At 40.3% G+C, this 22419-nt stretch carries 22 protein-coding genes and 1 other annotated feature; of the genes, 10 read left to right on the forward strand and 12 right to left on the reverse strand.

Going from position 1 to position 22419, the window contains the following annotated elements; genetic code table 11:
- Positions 1-75: 75 nt before the first annotated feature.
- Entirely contained in the window at positions 76-792 is a 717-nt protein-coding gene (locus tag H0185_RS10115) for a pseudouridine synthase (protein ID WP_221873391.1), read from the reverse strand.
- Between the two features lie 104 nt (positions 793-896).
- Here H0185_RS10115 and H0185_RS10120 point away from each other — a divergent pair, with 104 nt between their 5' ends.
- The gene (locus H0185_RS10120; RefSeq protein WP_343223124.1) at positions 897-1184 is read left to right on the forward strand and encodes a hypothetical protein; all 288 of its coding nucleotides are present in this window, start codon (positions 897-899) and stop codon (positions 1182-1184) included.
- A 39-nt stretch (positions 1185-1223) separates the two neighbouring features.
- Here H0185_RS10120 and H0185_RS10125 read toward each other — a convergent pair whose 3' ends face one another.
- The gene (locus tag H0185_RS10125; protein ID WP_221873392.1) at positions 1224-2849 is read right to left on the reverse strand and encodes a putative polysaccharide biosynthesis protein; all 1626 of its coding nucleotides are present in this window, start codon (positions 2847-2849) and stop codon (positions 1224-1226) included.
- 250 nt (positions 2850-3099) lie between these two features.
- Between H0185_RS10125 and H0185_RS10130 the strand changes: the two genes are divergently transcribed.
- Positions 3100-4374, forward strand: a complete 1275-nt coding sequence (locus H0185_RS10130) for a BaiN/RdsA family NAD(P)/FAD-dependent oxidoreductase (protein ID WP_221873393.1) — start codon at positions 3100-3102, stop codon at positions 4372-4374.
- A 104-nt stretch (positions 4375-4478) separates the two neighbouring features.
- Here H0185_RS10130 and H0185_RS10135 read toward each other — a convergent pair whose 3' ends face one another.
- Positions 4479-4667 carry a sporulation protein Cse60 gene (locus H0185_RS10135; protein ID WP_221873394.1) on the reverse strand — a complete coding sequence of 63 codons (189 nt, stop codon included), beginning with the start codon at positions 4665-4667 and terminating at the stop codon, positions 4479-4481.
- A 122-nt stretch (positions 4668-4789) separates the two neighbouring features.
- Between H0185_RS10135 and H0185_RS10140 the strand changes: the two genes are divergently transcribed.
- On the forward strand, positions 4790-5698 hold the full coding sequence (locus tag H0185_RS10140; protein WP_221873395.1) for a nuclease-related domain-containing protein: 909 nt from the start codon (positions 4790-4792) through the stop codon (positions 5696-5698).
- 642 nt (positions 5699-6340) lie between these two features.
- Here H0185_RS10140 and H0185_RS10145 read toward each other — a convergent pair.
- Complete coding sequence (locus tag H0185_RS10145) at positions 6341-7039, reverse strand: 3-oxoacid CoA-transferase subunit B (protein WP_221873396.1); 699 nt, start codon at positions 7037-7039, stop codon at positions 6341-6343.
- A complete protein-coding gene (locus H0185_RS10150; RefSeq protein ID WP_246629129.1) occupies positions 7039-7728 on the reverse strand; it encodes a CoA transferase subunit A in 690 nt (229 codons plus the stop codon). Before H0185_RS10150 ends, H0185_RS10145 begins: the two co-directional genes overlap by 1 nt.
- 450 nt (positions 7729-8178) lie before the next feature.
- On the opposite strand from H0185_RS10150, the gene H0185_RS10155 reads away from it, so the two are divergent.
- Positions 8179-8955 (forward strand): acetoacetate decarboxylase, encoded by a 777-nt coding sequence (locus H0185_RS10155; RefSeq protein WP_221873397.1) that lies wholly within the window; start codon positions 8179-8181, stop codon positions 8953-8955.
- Between the two features lie 259 nt (positions 8956-9214).
- Here H0185_RS10155 and H0185_RS10160 read toward each other — a convergent pair whose 3' ends face one another.
- Positions 9215-9520, reverse strand: coding sequence for a rhodanese-like domain-containing protein (locus H0185_RS10160; protein ID WP_221873398.1), 306 nt, complete (start codon positions 9518-9520; stop codon positions 9215-9217).
- 165 nt (positions 9521-9685) lie between these two features.
- A complete protein-coding gene (leuS, locus tag H0185_RS10165; RefSeq protein ID WP_221873399.1) occupies positions 9686-12103 on the reverse strand; it encodes a leucine--tRNA ligase in 2418 nt (805 codons plus the stop codon).
- 93 nt (positions 12104-12196) lie between these two features.
- Positions 12197-12422: a binding site (T-box leader), on the reverse strand.
- Positions 12423-12793: 371 nt separating this feature from the next.
- Between leuS and H0185_RS10170 the strand changes: the two genes are divergently transcribed.
- The 3 genes from H0185_RS10170 to H0185_RS10180 are packed head-to-tail and all read left to right on the forward strand — an operon-like array spanning position 12794 to position 15701.
- Positions 12794-13525, forward strand: a complete 732-nt coding sequence (locus tag H0185_RS10170; protein ID WP_221873440.1) for a (Fe-S)-binding protein — start codon at positions 12794-12796, stop codon at positions 13523-13525.
- 29 nt (positions 13526-13554) lie between these two features.
- Complete coding sequence (locus H0185_RS10175; protein WP_221873400.1) at positions 13555-14985, forward strand: LutB/LldF family L-lactate oxidation iron-sulfur protein; 1431 nt, start codon at positions 13555-13557, stop codon at positions 14983-14985.
- Complete coding sequence (locus H0185_RS10180) at positions 14979-15701, forward strand: LutC/YkgG family protein (RefSeq protein WP_221873441.1); 723 nt, start codon at positions 14979-14981, stop codon at positions 15699-15701. The genes H0185_RS10175 and H0185_RS10180 overlap by 7 nt, the downstream gene beginning before the upstream one ends.
- Before the next feature lie 118 nt (positions 15702-15819).
- On the opposite strand, the gene H0185_RS10185 is transcribed toward H0185_RS10180, so the two are convergent.
- From H0185_RS10185 to H0185_RS10195, 3 genes are all read right to left on the reverse strand, one after another.
- Positions 15820-17019 carry an MDR family MFS transporter gene (locus tag H0185_RS10185; RefSeq protein WP_221873401.1) on the reverse strand — a complete coding sequence of 400 codons (1200 nt, stop codon included), beginning with the start codon at positions 17017-17019 and terminating at the stop codon, positions 15820-15822.
- Between the two features lie 240 nt (positions 17020-17259).
- Entirely contained in the window at positions 17260-17439 is a 180-nt protein-coding gene (locus H0185_RS10190) for a glycogen biosynthesis protein GlgD (protein WP_221873402.1), read from the reverse strand.
- A gap of 12 nt (positions 17440-17451) precedes the next feature.
- On the reverse strand, positions 17452-17715 hold the full coding sequence (locus H0185_RS10195; protein ID WP_221873403.1) for a YtzC family protein: 264 nt from the start codon (positions 17713-17715) through the stop codon (positions 17452-17454).
- A gap of 424 nt (positions 17716-18139) precedes the next feature.
- Here H0185_RS10195 and mnmL point away from each other — a divergent pair, with 424 nt between their 5' ends.
- Together mnmL and mnmM are read left to right on the forward strand one after the other, a co-directional pair.
- Entirely contained in the window at positions 18140-19108 is a 969-nt protein-coding gene (mnmL, locus tag H0185_RS10200) for a tRNA modification radical SAM protein MnmL/YtqA (RefSeq protein ID WP_221873404.1), read from the forward strand.
- Positions 19105-19677: a tRNA 5-(aminomethyl)-2-thiouridylate-methyltransferase MnmM gene (mnmM, locus tag H0185_RS10205; RefSeq protein WP_221873405.1), complete on the forward strand. Its 573-nt coding sequence runs from the start codon at positions 19105-19107 to the stop codon at positions 19675-19677. Before mnmL ends, mnmM begins: the two co-directional genes overlap by 4 nt.
- A gap of 51 nt (positions 19678-19728) precedes the next feature.
- Here the strand turns inward: mnmM and H0185_RS10210 are convergent, their stop codons facing one another.
- Both H0185_RS10210 and H0185_RS10215 read right to left on the reverse strand, forming a co-directional pair.
- Entirely contained in the window at positions 19729-20817 is a 1089-nt protein-coding gene (locus H0185_RS10210) for a tetraprenyl-beta-curcumene synthase family protein (protein WP_221873406.1), read from the reverse strand.
- 12 nt (positions 20818-20829) lie between these two features.
- Entirely contained in the window at positions 20830-21633 is an 804-nt protein-coding gene (locus tag H0185_RS10215; protein ID WP_221873407.1) for an alpha/beta hydrolase, read from the reverse strand.
- Between the two features lie 137 nt (positions 21634-21770).
- Between H0185_RS10215 and H0185_RS10220 the strand changes: the two genes are divergently transcribed.
- A complete protein-coding gene (locus tag H0185_RS10220) occupies positions 21771-22298 on the forward strand; it encodes a gamma carbonic anhydrase (RefSeq protein ID WP_221873408.1) in 528 nt (175 codons plus the stop codon).
- Positions 22299-22419 lie beyond the last annotated feature (121 nt).

Here is a 22419-nt window from a genome sequence, read left to right on the forward strand (position 1 = left end):
ATAGATTGCACCCATGCCAGGCGCACAAAAAATAGAACGAGCTTGTTATAGCTCGTTCTATTTTTTAAACCATCATCACACTTCATACTTCATTAATGCTTCTAATTCTTCCTCTGTTAGTTCACGATATTCCCCTAGCTCAAGTGATTCGTCTAATGCAAGTGGCCCCATCGAAAGGCGCTGCAGGTAGACAACTCTCTTCCCGACAGCTTGAAACATTCGCTTAACTTGATGAAACTTACCTTCTGTAATCGTTAGTTCAATATCGGAACGAATGCCAGATTTAAGAATGTTTAAATCCCCTGGTTTCGTTTCATAGCCATCATCAAGCACAACTCCTTTTTTAAAGGCATGTACATCTTCCTCTGTCACTTCGCCATCGATAACCGCAAAGTAAGTTTTGGGTACATGTTTTTTAGGAGACAGAAGTTTGTGAGCGAGTTGGCCATCATTGGTAATTAACAGCAATCCTTCTGTATCTTTATCGAGTCTGCCAACTGGAAAAGGCTCTAACACGCTGTCCTCTAACTCCAATAAATCGATGACGGTTTGATCGCGACTGTCTTCGGTAGCCGAAATCACCCCAGGAGGTTTGTTCATCATTAAATAAATAAATTCACGGTATAGCACTTCTTCCCCATGAACCGTTACCGCGTCTTTCTCACTGTCAACATGGTGACCTGAGTCTTTTATTACCTTCTGATTAACCTGAACAGCTCCATCTTTTAGTAATTTTTTTACTTCTTTCCGACTGCCAAAACCGAGATTTGACAGCATCTTATCAATTCGCATATGTATCACTCCACTTTCTAATAGGCATTTGCCCACTCCCTTTTACTCTTTCCACATAGACTATTATCATGCTTTACCTGCAAAACACAAAGGAGATGAGAATTATGATGGACTTTCGTCAACAAGGGCAAGTACAAGGGTTCCCAGGATTTCCCGGAGGAGGTTTTCCTGGTGGTGGCTTTCCCGGCGGCGGCTTTCCTGGCGGCGGATTCCCTGGTGGTGGCTTCCCGGGCGGTGGCGGAAACGTAGACCGCAGACTTGACCAACTTGAGCGTCAACTTCAAAGGACCGACCGAAGATTAGATCAACTTGAGCGGCGTGTCGACCGCATCGAGCGGCGTCTAGGAATTGGCTCGAGTCGTCCTGAATTTGATTATGGAACGTATTATTAAAAACTAAGAAAAATGGTCCCTCTAGCGGGGGACCATTTTTTAAATCGGCAATCGAAGCTTCTTCTTTAATCGGTCAACCTTATCACCAAACAAGAAATAAATTAATTTTGTTCGGAAGCCAAGGTAGAAATAAATTCCAACCCCTACAGCGGCACATAGCACTACGATCATAATCGAGCTGAATTTCGATACTGGGGCCACCCAAAGCGTAATGGCCTCGTAAACAGCAAACGTAGCACCACCCATCACTCCAGAAAAAATGAAGATCAATAACACTCTTCTTCCGACAACTTTAAACGAATATCCTGCAAATTTCTTAATGACAAACAAATTAATTAGAATTGCAGCTAAATACCCAAGTGCGGTAGCCAAAACAGCTCCGTTCGTTTCGAAAGCTTGAATGAGTGGGATATTCAAACTTAGTTTTACAAGAAGCCCTGTTAACAAGCTTAACACCGTAAACCGCTGTTCATTAATGCCTTGCATAATCGCTGCCGTAACAGAGAACAACGCAAATAAAATCGCAACCGGCGCATAAAGCCTTAACACCTCTGTACCTAACTCTTTATTTTCATAAAAAATCGTAAAAGCAGGCTCAGCCAATAACGATAACCCAATCGTAGCTGGAACGGTTAAGTACAACAACACCTGGAAAGTCTGGTCAAGTTGGTGTGTTAAACTTGCACGGTTATTTTCAACAAACGCCTTTGTGATACTTGGTACTAGCGTTAGTGAAAAGGCCGTAGCTAAGGAAACTGGAATAATGACTAATTTATGTGTTTGAAAATTCAATACCGAAAAAGCAGCAGTTGCGATATCACCTTGACCGATTGATTTCATCGCTCTCGCAAAAGTCATTTGATCAATAAATTGGAATAATGGATTCGCAATTCCAACGAAAACAAACGGAGCAGCATATACAAGGATTTCTTTGTAGATTTCTTTTAACGAAATATCCACTGTTCCTTTATCTTGTTTAAGCAATTCATCAAGATGTGGTTTTCGTTTAAACCAATACCATGCTAAAACCACTAAGCTCCCAATGGCACCGATTAACGCTGCAAAGGTTGCCACACTTACCGCAGTGACGATACTTCCATCCATTACGTTTAGAACAATAAAGGCCCCCGCAATAACAAATACGATACGAACAATTTGTTCAACAACCTGTGAGACCGCTGAAGGTCCCATCGATTGATGACCCTGGAAAAAGCCTCTAATCAGACTCATAAACGGAACAACAATTAAAGCAAAGGATACAGCGCGGATAACGGTTGTCACATCTTTTGGATTGATATCTTCCGTATTTTTACTAGTACTTAAAGTGAGTTCCGCCAGACCCGGCGCGGTAAAATACATAATCAAGAAACTCACAAAGCCTGTTGCCAGCATCACAGCTACTCCGGATTTAAAGAGTTTCCTTCCGACGGCATATTCTTCAAGTGTGTTATATTTTGAGATAAACTTTGAGACAGCTAGTGGGACACCCGCAGTCGCCACACTTATAAAAATGGTATATGGAACATAAGAAAAGGAATAGAGCGCTGTTCCTTCATCCCCAACAATGGCATAAAACGGAATGACATAAAATAAGCCTAAAACCTTTGAGATGATTGTCCCAAGGGTTAGAATAAACGTCCCTCTTAATAGATTCGATGCTGACATATAATCCCTTCCTACTTGAAAAAGCGTAACTCTGGTTAACGCTTCCTTAAATAAAAACACTAATTAAAGATCTCAATTTTTTATTTTATCATACTCACTCTAAATAACTACGACATTTATCATTCAAGATTACAATTATTTAGTTTACCCTTCTTTTCCCCCGCCTGCCACTTTTACTACTGGTTTGTTTCCCTTCATATTGGAAATGTTTTATAATGAGAGAATCTTTTTTAGATAGGATGAAAAATAAATGAAACAAACTAAGTATGATTGTGTGGTCATTGGCGGGGGACCCTCCGGTTTAATGGCAGCCATTGCCGCTGGCGAAAAAGGGGCTAGCGTTTTACTCGTTGATAAAGGAAATAAACTCGGTCGTAAACTTGCAATATCCGGTGGCGGTCGCTGCAATGTGACAAACAGGCTCCCTGTTGAAGAGATTATCAAACATATCCCTGGCAATGGTCGTTTTTTATATAGTGCCTTTTCAATTTTTAATAATGAAGACATTATTTCGTTTTTTGAGGACTTGGGTATTGAGCTAAAGGAAGAAGACCATGGTCGAATGTTCCCAACTAGCAATAAAGCTCAATCCGTTGTTGATGCTTTGTTAACGAAGCTAAGTGAACTCGATGTCGAGATTAAAGTAAATTCTCCTGTTCGGGATGTTTATTACGAAGATGGTCGGGTTGTTTCTCTAGAACTTGTAAGTGGCGAAACCGTTTCGGCAGGTAGCGTCGTCATTGCTGTTGGGGGAAAGTCTGTCCCACACACAGGGTCAACAGGTGATGGATATGCTTGGGCTGAAAAAGCAGGGCATACCATCACTGAGTTATTTCCAACAGAGGTCCCACTCCTGTCTAATGAGCCTTTTATAAAAGAAAAGGTCTTGCAAGGATTATCTCTCCGCGGGGTGGAGTTGAGTGTGCTTAATCCGAAAGGAAAGCCTTTGGTTACTCATAAGATGGATATGATTTTCACCCATTTTGGCGTCAGTGGACCAGCTGTGTTACGTTGCAGTCAGTTTGTCGTGAAGGCCATGAAAAAATGGAAGCTTAGGGAGGTAACCATGAATCTCGATGCTTGTCCTGATGTCAAACAAGAACAGCTTTTCCAAGAGATAAATGGGCAATTAAAGGCTGAACCTAAGAAAGCTGTAAAAAATGTGCTTAAAGGATTTTTACCGGAAAGGTATCTCTTGTTTTTATTAGAGAGAAGTGCGATTGATCCTTCATCCCAATGCGGTCAGCTTTCACAAGAGAAAATTAGAAGCTTTGTCAATAGCTGCAAAAACTTCCAGTTCACTGTGAACGGCACGCAACCACTCGAAAAGGCTTTTGTAACTGGCGGTGGTGTATCAGTGAAGGAGATTGAACCACAAACCATGGCATCAAGGTTGATGGATGGACTGTTTTTCTGTGGGGAAATCCTCGATATTCATGGATATACTGGTGGATATAACATCACTTCGGCTCTCGTGACCGGGCGGCTTGCAGGGGGAAATGCAGCGGAGTATGCGTTGAGGTGAGGTTGAAAGAAAACCGGGGCCTAGAGAAGAAACAGATGAATCACGGTTAACTAAGTTGAGCGCTTGTTGTTTTCAAACATTGCAGAACGGCCTGACATTTTTTGTCAGGCCTTATATATGACCATTGCACTAAAACAATATATCTGTTCTTCATCCTCTTCCTCTTCTGCCATCGCTGCGACGTTATATTTGATATCAACCAATTGATCGTCATCAATTTGTTTTAGAAAGCGATTCATATCTTTTTCAAGATCCTTTTCATGCTCATGGTCAAAAACCTTTACTTGAATCATAATCTCCTCTCCCTTGCCTTTTTTAGCAGTATCGCCATATATCTGAATCTTCAATCATCCGTAATTATCTTGTTTGGTAGATTTATTTTACTTAAAATAGAAATCAGAAAGGAAGTGGGAATTTGATCATAAAGCCCCGGATAAAATCACGTTTGTTGGTCATTTTAGAGATTCTTAATTCTCGAATGGAACTAGCAGAAGAAGAAAAACAGTATTACCTATCGCAGGAGAAAGGTCACCACGGTGAACAGCTAAATGATCTTTGGGTAAAAAAATTAGAAGAAGAATTATTTGTTCTACATAACTTACTTTTTGAAATGAAGAATAGTCAGTTTCAAATCGATACTCTAATTATTGCTCAAGACAGAATATATCTGCTTGATGTTAAGTACCACAAAGGAGATTACATTTATAAAAATGATGGATTCTATACTCTTTCTGACAATGAAACAAAAAATCATTTGCATCAATTAAGAAGATGCGAGACCTTGCTTCGACAACTGCTTCAAACTCTCGGTTTTAATATCCCTATTGAAAGCACCCTCATTTTTAACAATCCTGAATTCTACTTATACAATGTCCCACCGGAACTCCCAATCATCTTTCCAACACAATTAAAACGGTTCTATAACAATTTAAATAAAAGACCTTCAAAATTGAGTGAAAAACACAAACTATTGGCTAAAAAACTATTAGATGAGGATAAAGGTGAATCTAGTTATTCAAAGATACCAATCTATAAATATCATCAAATCAAGAAGGGATTCTCTTGTGGGACTTGCTTTTCTTTATTAACTACTGTCGAGAAAAGGAAAGTCGTTTGTACCAGCTGTGGACATATAGAACATCTGGAATCAGCTTTATTGCGAAATGTTAAGGAGTATATGCTACTTTTTCCGGAGAGGAAGGTTACGACTCTTGCAATTTATGAGTGGTGTGGGGGAGTTGGGTCACAACGATCCTTTAGAAGAATATTGTTCAATCATTTTACACCTATAGGTCATGGGAGATTCACCCATTTTATAGAATGATGTTTATGTTTGGGAATTATAAATGATATAAGTTTTTTGGTGCTCTATAATTCTTTCATACAGCACTTTTTCCATGGTTCCTTCTCTTTTGGTGCTCTATGAACTCTTCATACAGCACTTTTTCCATTAGTTCTTCTCTTTTAGTGCTCTATGACTGCTTCATACAGCACTTTTTCCATTAGTTCTTCTCTTTTAGTGCTCTATGACTTCCTCATACAGCACTTTCTCCATGGTTCCTTCTCGTTTTGTGCTCTATAAACTCTCCATACAGCACTTTTTCCATGGTTCCTTCTCTTTTGGTGCTCTATGAACTCTTTATACAGCACTTTTTATATGGTTCCTCCTCTTTTGGTGCTCTATGAACTCTTCATACAGCACTTTTTTCTTGGTTCCTTCTCTTTTGGTGCTCTATGAACTCTTCATATAGCACTTTTTTCTTGGTTCCTTCTCGTTTTGTGCTCTATGACTGCCTCATACAGCGCTTTTTCCATGGTTCCTTCTCTTTTGGTGCTCTATGAACTCTTCATACAGCACTTTTTAAATGATTCCTCCTCTTTTGGTGCTCTCTATAAACTTTCAAACAAAAAACCGATACCCCAAAAAACACAACCAGGGGTACCGGCCATCCTCAATATTCTAATATCAAACCAACGCTGGTTCTCCTACTTCTTCCCGTTTCACGACTTTAAAGTCTTCAGCTACTTCATAATGAGCTGGTGTCATTTCTTTTAGCTGTTCTAAAGTTACCTCATCGACCATTTCCACTAAGTACATTCTACCTTCGCGGAATTTGAACACAGCATATTCAGTTACGATGGTATCTACTCGATTTTTAGCGGTTAATGGATAGTTACATTCTGGTAAAATCTTAGGTTCTCCTTTAGGAGACAAGTGGGACATGGCAGCAATGACTCTTTTAGCGCCGATGACGAGGTCCATTGCGCCGCCGACTCCAAGAACAGCTTTTCCTGGAACTGCCCAGCTAGCAAGGTCACCCGTCTCAGAAACTTGTAATGCTCCGATCACTGTTGCATCAAGATGACCGCCACGCATAATTGTAAAAGATAGCGAACTATCAAAATACGAAGCATGTGAGAGTGCGGTAATTGGTTGTACACCAGAAGCGTTTACTAGATCAATGGTTTCAGGATCAACCACAACCTCATTTGGATCTGGCTCTGGTCCAACACCTAAGATTCCATTCTCTGAGTGAAGTGTCACTTTTCCCTTTGGTAAATAATCAGCTACTAGTGTTGGAATCCCAATCCCTAGATTTACCACCCCTGAAGTTAGTTCCTGCGCACAGCGTTTCGCAATATATTGTTTAATATCTACACCCATTATACTTCCTCCCTTTTAACAACAATGTCAACAAAGATAAATGGTGTTACGATTGAATCCGGATCAAGTTCGCCAATTTCTACGATTTCATCCACTTCTACTATGGTCAACTTAGCCGCAGTGGCCATAGCTGGATTAAAGTTTTGAGCCGTTTTTTTATAAACAAGATTTCCTGCTTTATCAGCTTTGTGCGCTCGAATGATGGCAACATCAGCGGTCAATGACTGCTCAAGTACATGCTCGCGACCATTAATGATTCTAGATTCTTTTCCTTCAGCTAAAAGCGTGCCTGCTGCTGTAGGTGTAAAAAATGCTGGGATTCCAGCTCCGCCTAAACGGATTGCTTCTGTAAAGGTACCTTGTGGCAATAACTCAATTTCTACTTTGCCTTCTTGATAGGCTACCACTAACTCTTTATTTGTTGAAAAGAAACTACCAATTACTTTTTTTATCCGATTTTGCTCAAAAAGGGCATTAAGAGTTGATACACTCCCAAGGCTATTCATAATTAAAGTGAGTTGATCTAGTTCCGTTCTTTTCACTAACGCCTTAGACAAGTGTCGTGGCATTCCTGGGAAACCGAATCCCCCCACCATGATCGATGCTCCTTCAGGTATTCTTTGTATCGCCTCGTCAGCATTTAGGAATTCTACCCCTGTTTGGATCTGGTCAATCGTGCCATTCATCATCCATTCCCCCTGAGAATAATTATCTTTATACTAACTGGTTGGTATGTAGTTGCATAATAAAATAATATACCCTCGAATAATTTTCTGTCAATTCAAATTTCCAGTTTTTTCGCCAAACTATTTTGTTTTTAACTCATGAACAAAATGACTAATACAGAAAATTCAGGGATAAAGACTTGAATTTCAAGGACAAAGCAGAAGATTCTGTAGATATAACCGCACCCTAAAACCTTTATTTTACAAGGTTTAATAAAAATTATTTCCAGTAAAATAGCAGATTCCTAGCATTCAATTAATCTCTAAATAGTCTGAAGATTCGGTTGACAAAATGTTCCATACATGTAGAATAAAGACTGTGAACAGGATTATCAGACATCTTTTGGTATACATAAATTATTATTCAAGAATAACTTTTACTTTATTTGAAACGAAAGAAAGGATGAAAGAACAATGAAATTAGAAGATGTATCCAAACAAATGGCAACTCCATTAGACGCACCTGCTTTTCCAAAAGGACCGTACAAATTTAATAATCGAGAGTTTCTAAATATCTATTACCGCACTGATATTGAAGCACTAAGGAAAATTGTTCCAGAACCGTTAGAAGTAGATGAACCGATTGTGAAATTTGAGGTCATCAATATGCCAGACGTAAGCGGGCTTGGTTCTTATGTTGAGGTTGGGCAAGTAATCCCAGTGACCTACAACGGAGAAAAAGGGGACTATATTCACTGTATGTACCTCGACAACTTCGGGGCCATTGCTTCAGGACGTGAAATTGGCGCCTATCCTAAAAAGTATGGAAAAGGGAATTTATTCATCGATTCCGACACACTTGTAGGAACATTAGACTATGGCTCCCTACGAGTGGCGACCGCAACAATGGGCTATAAGCATGCTCCACTAGATGTTGAGGAAGCTCGTCAGGAAATTTGCAAACCATATTTTATGCTAAAGCATCTTCGCGGTCAAAATGGTAAAGCACGAATCTGTGAGCTTGTACGTGGGGAAATTAAAGACGTAACCATAAAAGGATCTTGGAAGTCACCTGCTCGTTTACAATTATTTGCTCATGTACTGGCACCATTAGCAGATCTACCTGTACATGAAGTCGTCTATGCGTCCCATATCCTAACCGATTTGACTCTTCCGCGTACAGAAATCGTCTACGATTACCTTGCAACTGAACAACCTGTTAAAGAGAAGGAATTGGTTAGTCAAAAATAATCTAAGCAAACATACGAGGTTCCCTAGGACTTCGTATGTTTTTTTAATATAATAGACGGGTTTCGTAACGAACAGCCAGAAGATGCCTGCAGTGTGAGAACATCTAAGAACAAGGTTTTAATTTACATTTGCAATCTCTTTTTCTTCTATTTTAAAATTCTTTTCTTAGGATTAGAAATGAGTTTCAAACAATGGTCTTTTACTTTCATAAGAAACTATAAAAAAAGCCGATATCAAAATATCAGCTTAGGTTTGTTTCTTATTCTGTTTCTCCCTGCCAGTTCATCATTCCGCCAACCATATTCCGTACTTTGTAGCCTTGTTCGTGCAAGTACTGACACACATGGCCACTGCGGTTCCCTGAGCGGCAGATAAAAATATATTCTTTGTCCTTATTGAAGTAATCTAGGTTATCTGGAATCGTACCCATCCGGATATGTTTGGCTCCAGGAATCATCCCAGCTGCCACCTCTTCATCTTCTCTCACATCGATTAGTTCTAGCTTCTCTCCTGCTTCAAGCTTTGTTTGAAGTTCATCTGTAGTAATTTTTTCAATATGATCCAATTTATTAACCCCCTACTGACTAATCTGCACCTAAAATAATCCAGAAACGATTGGGCTCTCAAAAATTTCATGCCCTCTTCTCCTTCAATTTTGAACGGTAATTCATCCTTGATGCTTTATTGATTATGTATAGCTAGGTGGAGCAGAATCTGCTCCCCCTATTTTTTAGTTTGCTACGATATTTACAAGCTTCCCAGGAACGGCGATGACTTTTCTAATGGTTTTCCCATCGATTTGTTCTTTTACAGAGTCGTCACCCATGGCAATTTGTTCAAGCGTTTCTCTGTTTGCATCTGCAGGAACCTTCAATTTCGCCTTGATTTTTCCGTTAATTTGAATGACAATCTCGATTTCATCGTCCACTAATTTTGCCTCATCATACGCTGGCCATGCTTCATAGCTAACAGTTTCTTGATGGCCAAGTTTCTCCCAAAGTTCTTCGGCAATATGTGGGCAAATTGGCGCTAATAGTTTTACAAAGCCTTCCACATAACTCTTAGGAAGCACAGTTGCTTTGTAAGCTTCATTAATAAACACCATTAATTGAGAAATCGCAGTATTAAAGCGAAGACCTTCGAAATCCTCTGTTACTTTTTTAACAGTCTGATGGTAAACCTTCTCTAGGTTACCTGCTTCAGTAACGTCCTGAATCTTTTCGCTAAGATTGCCGTTCTCCTCTACAAATAAACGCCAAATTCGATCAAGGAAACGGCGAGACCCATCTAGCCCATTTGTTGACCAGGCAATACTCGCATCCAAAGGTCCCATGAACATTTCATACAATCTCAATGTGTCAGCACCATGGCTATCAACCACCGAATCAGGATTAACAACATTTCCTTTTGATTTACTCATCTTTTCATTGTTCTCGCCAAGAATCATACCTTGGTTAAATAGTTTCTGGAACGGTTCTTTTGTTGGAACAACACCGATATCGTAAAGGAATTTATGCCAGAAACGTGCATACAGCAAATGCAATACCGCGTGTTCTGCTCCACCAATATAGATATCAACTGGAAGCCATTCTTTTAGCTTTTCCGCATCTGCCAATGCCTCTTCATTCTTAGGATCGATATAGCGCAAGAAATACCAGCAGCTTCCCGCCCATTGTGGCATTGTATTGGTTTCGCGACGGCCTTTTTTACCTGTTTCCGGATCTACGACATTCACCCAGTCCGCAATGTTGGCAAGTGGAGACTCGCCAGTTCCTGATGGCTTAATTTCCGTTGTTTTTGGTAAAACAAGTGGCAGCTGATCTTCTGAAACGGCTGACATTGTTCCATCTTCCCAGTGAATGATTGGAATCGGCTCACCCCAATAACGCTGACGGCTAAACAACCAATCACGTAGACGGTAAGTTACCTTCTTCGTACCAATCTGCTTTTCTTCAAGCCAAGCAATCATTTTGCTAATGGCTTCTTCTTTATTAAGGCCATTTAAAAATTCAGAGTTCACGTGTTCACCATCGCCGGTATAAGCTTCCTCGGAAACATTCCCACCAGCAACTACTTCTTTAATTTCAAGACTGAACTTTTGCGCAAATTCGTAGTCGCGCTCATCATGGGCAGGAACCGCCATAATTGCACCTGTTCCATAGCTCATCAACACATAATCGGCAATCCAGATTGGCATCTTTTCACCGTTAGCAGGGTTGATTGCGTATGCACCAGTAAACACTCCTGTTTTATCTTTCGCAAGATCAGTTCGCTCCAAATCACTCTTGCTCTTAATTTCGTTTAAGTATGCATCTACTGCAGAACGCTGATCTCCAGATGTAATCTCTGAAACAAGTGGATGTTCAGGAGCTAATACAGCATAGGTCGCACCAAACAAGGTATCTGGGCGTGTTGTAAAGACCGTAAAGGTTCCACTATGGCCTTCAATATCAAAAGTTACTTCAGCACCTTCTGAACGCCCAATCCAGTGACGCTGCATATCCTTAATACTTTCAGGCCAATCAAGTTCTTCCAAATCATCAAGCAAACGATCTGCATAAGCAGTGATCCTCAACATCCACTGTCTCATCGGACGACGTTCGACTGGATGACCACCACGCTCACTCTTGCCATCAATAACCTCTTCGTTTGCTAATACAGTGCCAAGAGCTGGACACCAGTTAACTGCAACCTCATCTATATAGGCTAAGCCTTTTTCGTACAATTTTAAAAAGATCCATTGTGTCCATTTGTAATAGGAAGGATCGGTCGTATTGACTTCTCGGTCCCAATCGTAAGAGAAACCAAGTGCCTTAATTTGGCGACGAAAATTGTCAATATTGTGTTTCGTGAACTCTGCTGGGTCGTTTCCTGTATCAAGTGCGTACTGCTCCGCAGGAAGTCCAAACGCATCCCACCCCATTGGGTGAAGTACATTGTAGCCTTGCATTCTTTTCATTCTTGAAAGAATATCGGTTGCTGTATATCCTTCTGGGTGCCCAACATGTAGACCCGCACCAGATGGGTAAGGGAACATATCAAGCGCATAAAACTTTCGTTTCCCTTCATCTTCAGTCGTTTTAAATGATTTATTCTCTTCCCAATATTGCTGCCACTTCTTTTCAATTTCTTGATGGCTAAAGCTCATTTTACTTACCTCCTGGTTCACTAACTAAAATATGATGTTATATTTTGAGCTTTTTAGAGAAATGCCCAAAAAACAAAAAACTCCCGTCCCTATAAAAGGGACGAGAGGATATGTATGTTCTCCCGCGGTACCACCCACATTAGTGACAGAGTCACTCGCTTCATTCATCCTTAACGCGGAAAACGGCTGGCACTACTGTTAGTTCATGCTAGCGACTAAAAGGCGAGTTCATGATGGGCCAGACTGACTTGCACCTACCGTCAGCTCTCTTTTAAATTCAGGCTTTACATCACTACTACTCCTTCATAAACGTCGATTTGTTATGAAAGTGAAAGTATATTTATTGTAAACAATTTGTGCTTTGGATGCAAGAGCTGCATTTGCTCGCGACATGTACTGTTGGATACCTTTTCTTTGGTTCATTTTCTGGTTATGTTATGCACCAATAAATCGATAGGTGATGCCTCATTCTTACCATTATACCCAATATAAGGAGAAATAAAAATATTAATGAAGGAAAGTTATAAGAATTTTAGCTTTTTATGAAGCATTTTAGAAATTTAGTTGAAATCCCCTTCAATGTCTCCTTCTTTTATAGTAGTATTACTTTAAATATTCTGAATTATAGTAAATAAAGGCTAGGATATTTTGATGGTTACTATCCTTTTAGATAGAGGGAGAGATTGAGTGATGAAAGTTACCCTTTTTGCGACTTGTTTAGTAGATATGTTTCAAAGTAACGTTGGAAAAGCAACGGTCGAACTGCTTGAACGTTTAGGATGTGAAATTGATTTTCCAGAGTCACAGGTATGTTGTGGACAACCTGCTTATAACAGTGGTTATGTAAAAGAATCTAAAGAAGCTATGAAAAAAATGATCCAAACGTTTGAGCACGCAGAGTATATTGTTTGTCCATCTGGTTCATGCGCTTTTATGTTTCATGAGTACCAGCACGTTTTTAAAGGAGATCCAGTCTGGGAGCCAAAGGCAAAAAAACTCGCAGATAAAACCTATGAATTAACTCAATTCATTGTCGATGTGTTAAAGGTAGAAGATGTTGGCGCACAGCTTGAAGGAAAAGCAACCTACCATACTTCCTGCCATATGACCAGATTACTAGGTGTAAAAAAAGCGCCTATGACTCTATTAAGCAATGTGAAGGGATTAGAGTTTACCGAGTTGCCTGGAAAAGAACAATGCTGTGGATTCGGCGGCACCTTTTCTGTCAAAATGTCTCAAATATCCGAACAGATGGTCGATGAAAAGGTTCATCATGTTGAAGAAACGGATGCTGAGTATTTAATCGGAGCGGATGCTGGCTGTTTAATGAATATTGGCGGGCGGATTAATCGCCAAGGAAAACCTATTAAAGTCATGCATATTGCTGAGGTTTTAAATAGCCGTACATTTTCATTTCAATAAAATTTTTATAAGAATGGAGGGGATTTTCGATGCCAATGAAAATTGGAAATGAAAATTTCAGTGAACGGGTAGGAAAAGGCATCAATAATTCTTTCATGCGCGGTGCCGTTGCTGGTGCTCAGGATAATATTGGTGCACGGCGATTACATGCAGTCGAAGAACTTGGGAATTGGGAAGAATGGCGGTCCCACGGAGAAGAAATTCGCCAGCATGTTCTCGAAAACCTAGATTATTATTTAGAACAATTAAGCGAAAATATCGCCAACCGAGGTGGAAATGTATATTTTGCCTCCACTCCTGAAGAAGCGAATGACTATATTCGTGGAGTAATTAAGAAGAAAAGAGCTAAAAAAGTAGTAAAGTCAAAATCCATGGTAACGGAAGAAATCAACTTAAACTCAAGTCTTGAAGACATTGGGTGTGAAGTGATTGAAACAGACCTTGGTGAATACATCCTTCAAATTGATGACCATGATCCTCCCTCCCATATCGTTGCCCCTGCTTTACATAAAAACAAAGAACAAGTTCGCGATGTTTTTACTGAAAAGCTTGGATATAAGAAGTCATCTGATCCAACAGAGCTTGCTTGGCATGCACGAGAAATGCTCCGCCAAGATTATTTAACAGCTGATGTCGGCATTACGGGTTGTAATTTTGCGGTGGCAGAAACAGGCTCTTTTGCGCTCGTTACAAACGAAGGAAATGCAGACCTTGTTACATCCTTACCGAAAACACAAATAACCGTGATGGGGATGGAGCGAATTGTTCCGTCCTTTGAAGAATTGGAAGTTCTGGTCAGTATGCTAACCAGAAGTGCTGTAGGCCAGAAGTTACCAAGTTATGTTACCGTGCTAACTGGACCAAGAGAAGCACAGGATGTAGACGGACCAGAAGAATTTCATCTTGTTATTGTTGATAATGGACGATCAAAGATTCTAGGCACCGAGTTTCAATCAGTACTTCAATGCATTCGCTGTGCAGCTTGTGTGAACGCTTGTCCTGTTTACCGTCATGTAGGTGGACATTCTTACGGTTCAATCTATTCGGGTCCAATCGGTGCGGTTCTGTCTCCACTTCTAGGTGGGTATGATGATTATAAAGAACTACCATATGCCTCAACCCTTTGTGGTGCATGTACTGAAGTGTGTCCGGTGAAAATTCCACTTCATGAATTATTGCATAAACATCGTCAAGTCATTGTGGAAAAGGAAGGTAGAGCTCCTGTGTCTGAAAAACTACTAATGAAGGCATTTGGGCTAGGTGCGGCTTCGCCAACACTTTATAAATGGGGTTCAAAACTCGCCCCTTCTGCTATGAATCCATTCACAACTGACGATAAAATCTCTAAAGGTCCGGGACCATTAAAGGCATGGACAGATGTTCGTGATTTCCCTGCACCTAATAAAGAGAGATTCAGAGATTGGTATAAAAACCGGGAAAAAGGGGAGAGCAAATCATGACAGGAACCATCCAAAACCGGGAATCCTTTTTAAATAATATTGCGAGACAACTCGGACGAGATCGACTTAAAGAGCCACTTCAGAAACCGGAGTGGAAGTATAACCCACAAGACAAAGTACTCGCTGATGCAACAGTGGATGACCTTGTTGAAGTTCTTGAGTCTCATTGTGAAAAAATAAATACTACCTTTATTACCACAACGAAAGCAGGTCTTACTGTCGCCTTGAATGAAGCGGTTAAAAACTATGGCGGTGGACCTGTCGTAACTTGGAAGGATGAGCGGTTTACCCACTGGGGGCTCAATGACCTTTTTAACAATGAATGGCCGAAGCAAGGATTAGAGTATCATGAATGGGATTACACTTCAGGCGATGACAATATCCGACGGGCAGAGCAGGCTAATGTTGGCATCACAATTAGTGAAGTGACCTTGGCAGAATCGGCAACGGTTGTCTTATTTAGCAGTAAAGATAGAGGTAGGACGGTAAGTTTTCTTCCTAAGACGTATATCGCTTTAGTCCCTAAAAGTAGCATCGTTCCACGCATGACCCAAGCCGCTAAGAAAATGCGGGAAATGCATCAAGATGGACAAAGGGTCCCTGCTTGTGTAAATTTCATCTCTGGACCAAGTAACTCAGCCGACATTGAATTGCAACTCGTCGTAGGAGTCCATGGACCTTTTAAAGCAACTTATATCCTGATTGATGACCTTTAAGGAGACGGCTCTTAGGCTACGCGACAAATGCCTAGGGCTAAAATATCCCCTAGGCTAACCAGTAAAAAAGAGCTGATTCCTGACCTCACTGGTCTTGAATCAGCTCTTTTTACTTTCGTTAATTCGCAATATCTGTTGCTAAATCTTGCAATCTTGTTTGCTTTTTTAAAATCCGATCATACACTGCCGTTGTCAAGATGGCCACAACTATTAAGACCATTAAGACCATAAACAAGACAGGCATCCCATGTGTATCAACTAAAACCCCACCCAGAACCGGACCAATCATTCTTCCACCTGTTGCAGTACTGTTAACAATCCCTTGATAGAAACCTTCTCTGCCTTTAGGGGCTAAGGAATCTGCAATTGTTGGAACTGCTGGCCAAATCAACATTTCGCCGACTGTTAAAATGATCATTGCTGTTAAAAAGCCTGAAAATTGATGAGCTCCTGTTAACACAACAAATGAACCGATAAAAATGACCATTCCAATTTGGATTTGAAGCTTTAGGTTTTTTTCAAATACTTTTACGACTTTATTCATAATAGGCTGTCCTAAAACGATTAGTGCACCATTTACCGTCCATAATAGACTGTATTGACTTAGAGGAATTCCCAGTTCAACGGTATAAGCAGAGATCGTCGCTGACCATTGGGAATATCCTACCCAACAAAGTAAATAACCGACACAAAGAATGAATAAAGCATTGAGCTTGGCACGATTACGGACTGCTCCACTTTCTTGCAGCACTGTTGTATGTGAACCAGATACATAGTGTATTCCGCGGTAACCGAAAAGGGCTATTAGTAGAAATACGGAATAAAGCAGAGCATTGGCTAAGAAAATGTGTAGAAAAGAATACGAAGCTACGATGCCTCCTAATGCAGAACCAATCGCCACCCCAACATTTTGGGCTACATAAATGGCGTTGAAGGCTTTCCTTCCACCTTCTTTCCATACAGATCCTGCCATCGCAAAGATGGAAGGAAACACAATCCCTGAGCCAAAGCCAACAATAACTAAAAGAATGATATAATGTGGCCACCCATTCCAAATTGTGAGACCAAATAAGGCCATTATCGTAATACCTATTCCAAGTAAGATGGATTTGTAACCACCTATTTTATCAAATAAATATCCTCCGATTAAGTTTCCTACAACTGTTGCTGCAGAATTAAGCATGAGGACGAAACCTGCAACCGTTAAAGATTTCCCAAGGTGTTCATGAATATATATTGTATTTAAAGGCCATAAAAAGGAAGAGCCTGTCGCATTCACCGCCATCCCAATTACCAACAGCCATAAGGCTCTAGGCATAACCATTTCTCCCATCTATATTAATTTCAATAACTAAGTAATTTTAGGTGTTTTAGTGGTAACTTGCAATAGGAAAAGTCACTATCGAAATAGTAAAATTTCTTCCCCTAACTCCTCCTATTCCAAGCTAATTCACCAATATCTTCAAATAAAAAATGATTAGTTATTGTTGACTTTCTTGTTTAGTAAAAAAGCCTCATTTCAAAAGAAATGAGGCTAAGGTAATCTGTCCATCCCTCGTTACCTAGACTGTTCTGGTTCAGGATGGAACTTCGACTTGACAGGCTGACCACCTGATTTTTCATATTTGCGTTTTGCTTTTTTTACAGGATCATGCTCAGACCCGAATTCCATATCCTGATTGTTCACTCCGTTACGCGTTTTTTGCTCTGGGTTGTTTTGTTTAGAACGTTTTTTCATGATATCTCCTCCTTAATGATCCAACAAAATCATATTATTTTGGACTTGTTGAAGCTGGAGTCTCATCCGATGTAATTGCTCACGCTGTTGTCCATTACAGCTCAGAGCGAGCTTTGAGATATCATTATAAGCTTGTTCTAATTGCTGCATGCTGCTAGTAAATGATTCATCCTCGTAATGTTCCTGCATGCTTGCTTTATTGAATTGCTCCTGGGCGTTTCTAATTGCATCCTCACATTGTTGGATATGTTCTTCGACTGATTGTCGCGTCGCCAATGAAAAGCCCCCCTTGTCCATTAGACAAAACCAGTATGGTTTCTTTCTGGTTTTGCATTTATATAGGCAAAACGTATGAACAGCCTTAATATATGAAGCAAAACTTGCTTCTCTCTTATTTTGTTCAGATTTGCCTTTCCTATCACGCTTCTCTTTTGTATTTTGCTTCCATTCCAAGAATGTAATTGGATAAGCCTTTTCTTCATGGTACAATTCCAAATATGCAAAGAAATCGATACTTTTACAAATAAAAGAAGGACTGTATAACCTAAGCTAAGGAACTTGCTATCCTCGTGGTATCTTTCTTGGGCTCAAGTGCGATTGATCTCCTAAGCCGTTTCCCGCAGGAGTTTTGTGCTAAGTTCTAATCAACTGTGTAAAGAAAAAGAAGCAGTCCTAAGAATAAAAAACGGAGGTCTACACCTTGAATAACTTAAATCCATTTCTGTACGCTAGTGATAATAAGCGTTACCATACTTGGAACTACCATTTACGTCAGCATTTTGGACATAAAGTGTTTAAAGTTGCCCTTGATGGAGGCTTTGACTGCCCAAATCGTGATGGCACGGTGGCACATGGCGGCTGTACTTTCTGTAGTGCGTCTGGTTCTGGTGATTTTGCAGGGAACCGTGCTGAGGATCTTGAAGTTCAGTTCCTAAAGATAAAGAATAAAATGCATACAAAATGGAAAGATGGCAAATATATGGCCTACTTCCAAGCTTTCACCAATACACATGCACCCGTCGAGGTTTTGAGGGAGAAGTACGAGAGCGTCCTTAAACAAGAAGGAGTTGTCGGTCTTTCTATTGCCACAAGGCCCGACTGCCTACCAGATGATGTTGTGGAGTACCTTGCTGAGTTAAACGAGCGAACGTATCTCTGGGTGGAGTTAGGACTACAAACAGTCCATCAGCAAACGGCCGACTTAATCAACCGGGCACATGATTATCAAACATATATTGAAGGAGTAGAAAAGCTCCGAAAACATAATATTCGTATTTGTACTCACGTCATTAACGGTCTCCCTCTCGAGACTCCAGAGATGATGATCGAAACTGTACGTGAAGTTACCAAGTTAGATGTACAAGGAATTAAAATTCATTTATTGCATTTATTAAAAGGCACGCCAATGGTGAAGCAGTATGAAAAAGGGATGCTCGAGTTTCTTTCCTTTGAGGATTATGTAAACCTCGTATGTGACCAACTGGAAATATTACCACCTGAAATGATTATCCATAGGATTACCGGAGATGGACCGATTGATTTAATGGTTGGTCCGATGTGGAGTGTAAATAAATGGGAAGTGTTGAACGCAATTGATGCGGAGCTTAAAAGACGTGGGAGCTGGCAAGGGAAATATTTTACAAAGGAAATGGTAGGGACTACGGAATGAAGCTTGAAAGAATTCTCCCCTTCGCAAGGTTATTACTGGAGAAAGCCATAACACCTGGAGACATCGCGATTGATGCCACCATTGGGAATGGGCATGATACAGTATTTCTAGCTGAACTTGTTGGCACGAACGGAAAGGTGTTCGGATTTGATATTCAAAAACAAGCACTAGAGTCATGCCGTGAAAAACTAAAGGCCCGAAACATCCAAGACCGTGTTAGTTTATTTCATAAAGGACATCAGCATGTAGCGGATTGTATTCCTGAGAACCTCCACGGAAAAGTCACTGGAGCAGTTTTTAATTTAGGGTACTTACCGGGTGGAGACAAAAGTGTGGTTACCACTCCTGAAACCACTATTTCTGCTGTCAAACAGATTTTTCAACTTCTCTCACCCGAAGGAATCATTGTGATTGTCATTTACCATGGTCACCCTGAAGGACAGATTGAGCGTGATCATTTAATGGAGTATGTTAAAACACTTGACCAAAAAGACGCACATGTCTTGAATTATCAGTTTCTCAATCAACAAAACAACCCGCCGTTCATCATTGCAATCGAGAAAAGATAAAAAGGAGCAGTGCTTTATGAGTAACTTAAGGCACTGCTCCTTTCATTTTACCTAACTCTTCGCAAGGTTTCGGATTGATATCCACTTTTGTAACGTTCGATAAGCCTTCCCATTCAGGTAAAAGAAGTAGCTAATTGGCCCACCACTTTTTATCATGGCTTTGGCTAGTTTTTTTACTTTCTTTTGTTGCTGAACTTTCTCATCAGATAAATAAATACCAAGTAAGCCACGGTTAATCAATTGGTGAAATTTTTTATGAGGAAGCTTAGCCGTATGATGGTCTGCATGAATAAGGAAATGCTTCATTCGCTTAAATAAGGCTTCTTCGCTTTCATAATAAAAGCAAAAGTTCAGGTCTCCTTCTTTTCTGTCCTCTTCCTGGTCAATAAAATAGTCAAGCAAAATATGAAGACCTTGTATATAAGGAAAATAACCATCGCGGATGCTTTCGGCAAATTCTGGTCTAAAATCCTCTCTTAAAGCATAGGAGACAAGGCAAAAGATTCCAAGTGTAGACCCTGTACAAGCTGAGAACTCGAACCATTGCATTTCCGGAAATTGTTCACGATGGCTGTTAAACCAATTTTTTAATCGAGGAACTCTTTCATGTTGGACAACATGTTTATGTACTTGCAAATCACAATAGTATCGACACAACTCATGTAAATGGTCGGAGATGGCTCCATAATTGCTCAATTCCTTTAGTTCATCCCTACATGTTTGAACAAGAGCTGTTAAATATCCACCATCCTCTTTTTCCACTCGCTCTCGGTAATAATCCCGAAGTCCTCCATCGATGCTCAACGCATCCTCCATGGACTCATGCAAGGCCGAGAAATCAAGCGGATCGAGCGAGGTGCTCCGATCACAAAGATTATCAAGATAATCACTAATGGTTTGGTACGCGACGATAAAACGGATTGCCTTATGATAATTTCCAAGCGCAATCAAACTCATAATCGCGCCCCCTTCACAGTGAAAGGTTTTTCCCTCAATACTCGCTAATGCTTGGTTTCTAAGCTCACTATTTGGGATAGCTTCTGCTTTTCGCTTCCAAATAGCTAGCTCTTTGTGAACTTGTGGCAGAACCTTTCGATAAACACGGTACATTAAACTAACAGGCATTTGCGGAATTGACATATGGTCCTCCTTCTAATATAGATACCCTATCGACTTCAGTTGACCAATGGCAAAATCCAATGCATATTCAAACACTTCTTTTCGCTCTGGTTCGTTGAAAATTTCATGATAAAAACCTGGCCATTCCTTATATCGTTTCTCTGAAAGTGGAGCATGATTAAACCATTCCTTCACGGCCTTTTTTTCAACAATCTTATCTTCTCCACCTTGCATCAGTAACATCGGGATATCCTTCGTTGTTTCAATCTTTTCAAAAGCTTGTTGGATTGCTTCAAGCAATTCACTATACCAACCGACTGACACTTTTTTTACATAAAGATTATCATGTAAATCAGCTTCTTGGACGTCAATATTTCTTGTTGCTTCTTTCAGCGTAAAACCAGGATTTAGGTTATAGGTCGGCATCATAACACTCATCAAACGCACTCTAGCATTTTGTAGCTTTGATGGCTTATGAACCAGCCCGAGACACGGAGAAGATAAAATCACCCCAGCCAAGTTTAAATGCTCTTCCTGTATCATCCTGATGGCAATTAGTCCTCCCATACTGTGTCCCAATAGAAAAACAGGGAGATCAAATTCGTAGGCTGCCAGTATCCAATCTTTTATTTCATGAAGATAGTCATCAAAGGATTCTATATGCCCCCGATTGACTCGGGACGTCAGCCCTTGTCCAGGAAGATCCCCCATGATAACATGAAAGCCCGCTAACCGCCATTGCTCAATCAGCCACCCGTAGCGACCATGATGCTCTAGCTCACCATGTACCATCACGATTACTGCTTTCGCTTCTCCATCTGCTTCCCACTTCCACATGATCCTTCCCTCCATTTTGTACACTATATAGAGAACTATATTATATAATGAACAGAAAAGGAAAGCTTCAAACAACTTTGAATTTTAGACAACTTCCCTTTTCTTTTAAAAAAATCAGTATTTGAGGTGCGTGTAAAATGATTTACCCTTACAACGGAAAATCCCCTAAAATTGCTTCCTCTGCTTTTATTGCAGACTATGTCACTATTACAGGAGATGTAGAGATTGGCGAAGAGTCAAGCGTCTGGTTCAATAGTTCGATACGGGGAGATGTTGCCCCAACGATCATTGGAAACAAAGTGAACATTCAGGATAATTCGGTCCTGCATCAAAGTCCAGGGAACCCTCTTATTCTCGAAGATGAAGTGACTGTTGGCCATCAGGTTATCTTACATAGCTGCATTATTCGTAAAAATGCTCTTATTGGAATGGGTTCAGTCATTCTTGATCAAGCCGAAATTGGGGAAGGCTCGTTTATCGGCGCTGGTAGTCTTGTGCCTCAAGGTAAAAAAATCCCGCCCAATTCTCTCGCATTTGGTCGACCAGCCAAGGTAGTTCGGGAACTAAATGATGAAGATATTAAAGATATGCAACGGATTACCCGAGAATACGCGGAAAAAGCACAATATTACAAGTCATTACAGAAGGATGGGGACAGCAATTAAAGAAGGCAGGTTTCTAAAATTAACGGGTACTATTTTGACAATTTTTCACTTTTTAGCCTAACTTTAATAATGTCCATGAAAAGCCCGTTCAAGGACAAAATATTGTAAAAAGGCCCAATAA

Source organism: Mesobacillus maritimus (assembly GCF_019749255.1).
GTDB classification, from domain to species: Bacteria; Bacillota; Bacilli; order Bacillales; family Cytobacillaceae; genus Mesobacillus_B; species Mesobacillus_B maritimus_A.

What these genes read in the sequence shown, in the direction of transcription:
- H0185_RS10115 (WP_221873391.1), bottom strand. Translation starts at nt 792, where the DNA reads ATGCGAATTGATAAGATGCTGTCAAATCTCGGTTTTGGCAGTCGGAAA.
- H0185_RS10120 (WP_343223124.1), top strand. Translation starts at nt 897, where the DNA reads ATGATGGACTTTCGTCAACAAGGGCAAGTACAAGGGTTCCCAGGATTT.
- H0185_RS10125 (WP_221873392.1), bottom strand. Translation starts at nt 2,849, where the DNA reads ATGTCAGCATCGAATCTATTAAGAGGGACGTTTATTCTAACCCTTGGG.
- H0185_RS10130 (WP_221873393.1), top strand. Translation starts at nt 3,100, where the DNA reads ATGAAACAAACTAAGTATGATTGTGTGGTCATTGGCGGGGGACCCTCC.
- H0185_RS10135 (WP_221873394.1), bottom strand. Translation starts at nt 4,667, where the DNA reads ATGATTCAAGTAAAGGTTTTTGACCATGAGCATGAAAAGGATCTTGAA.
- H0185_RS10145 (WP_221873396.1), bottom strand. Translation starts at nt 7,039, where the DNA reads ATGGGTGTAGATATTAAACAATATATTGCGAAACGCTGTGCGCAGGAA.
- H0185_RS10150 (WP_246629129.1), bottom strand. Translation starts at nt 7,728, where the DNA reads ATGATGAATGGCACGATTGACCAGATCCAAACAGGGGTAGAATTCCTA.
- H0185_RS10155 (WP_221873397.1), top strand. Translation starts at nt 8,179, where the DNA reads ATGAAATTAGAAGATGTATCCAAACAAATGGCAACTCCATTAGACGCA.
- leuS (WP_221873399.1), bottom strand. Translation starts at nt 12,103, where the DNA reads ATGAGCTTTAGCCATCAAGAAATTGAAAAGAAGTGGCAGCAATATTGG.
- H0185_RS10170 (WP_221873440.1), top strand. Translation starts at nt 12,794, where the DNA reads ATGAAAGTTACCCTTTTTGCGACTTGTTTAGTAGATATGTTTCAAAGT.
- H0185_RS10175 (WP_221873400.1), top strand. Translation starts at nt 13,555, where the DNA reads ATGCCAATGAAAATTGGAAATGAAAATTTCAGTGAACGGGTAGGAAAA.
- H0185_RS10185 (WP_221873401.1), bottom strand. Translation starts at nt 17,019, where the DNA reads ATGCCTAGAGCCTTATGGCTGTTGGTAATTGGGATGGCGGTGAATGCG.
- H0185_RS10190 (WP_221873402.1), bottom strand. Translation starts at nt 17,439, where the DNA reads ATGAAAAAACGTTCTAAACAAAACAACCCAGAGCAAAAAACGCGTAAC.
- mnmM (WP_221873405.1), top strand. Translation starts at nt 19,105, where the DNA reads ATGAAGCTTGAAAGAATTCTCCCCTTCGCAAGGTTATTACTGGAGAAA.
- H0185_RS10210 (WP_221873406.1), bottom strand. Translation starts at nt 20,817, where the DNA reads ATGTCAATTCCGCAAATGCCTGTTAGTTTAATGTACCGTGTTTATCGA.
- H0185_RS10215 (WP_221873407.1), bottom strand. Translation starts at nt 21,633, where the DNA reads ATGTGGAAGTGGGAAGCAGATGGAGAAGCGAAAGCAGTAATCGTGATG.
- H0185_RS10220 (WP_221873408.1), top strand. Translation starts at nt 21,771, where the DNA reads ATGATTTACCCTTACAACGGAAAATCCCCTAAAATTGCTTCCTCTGCT.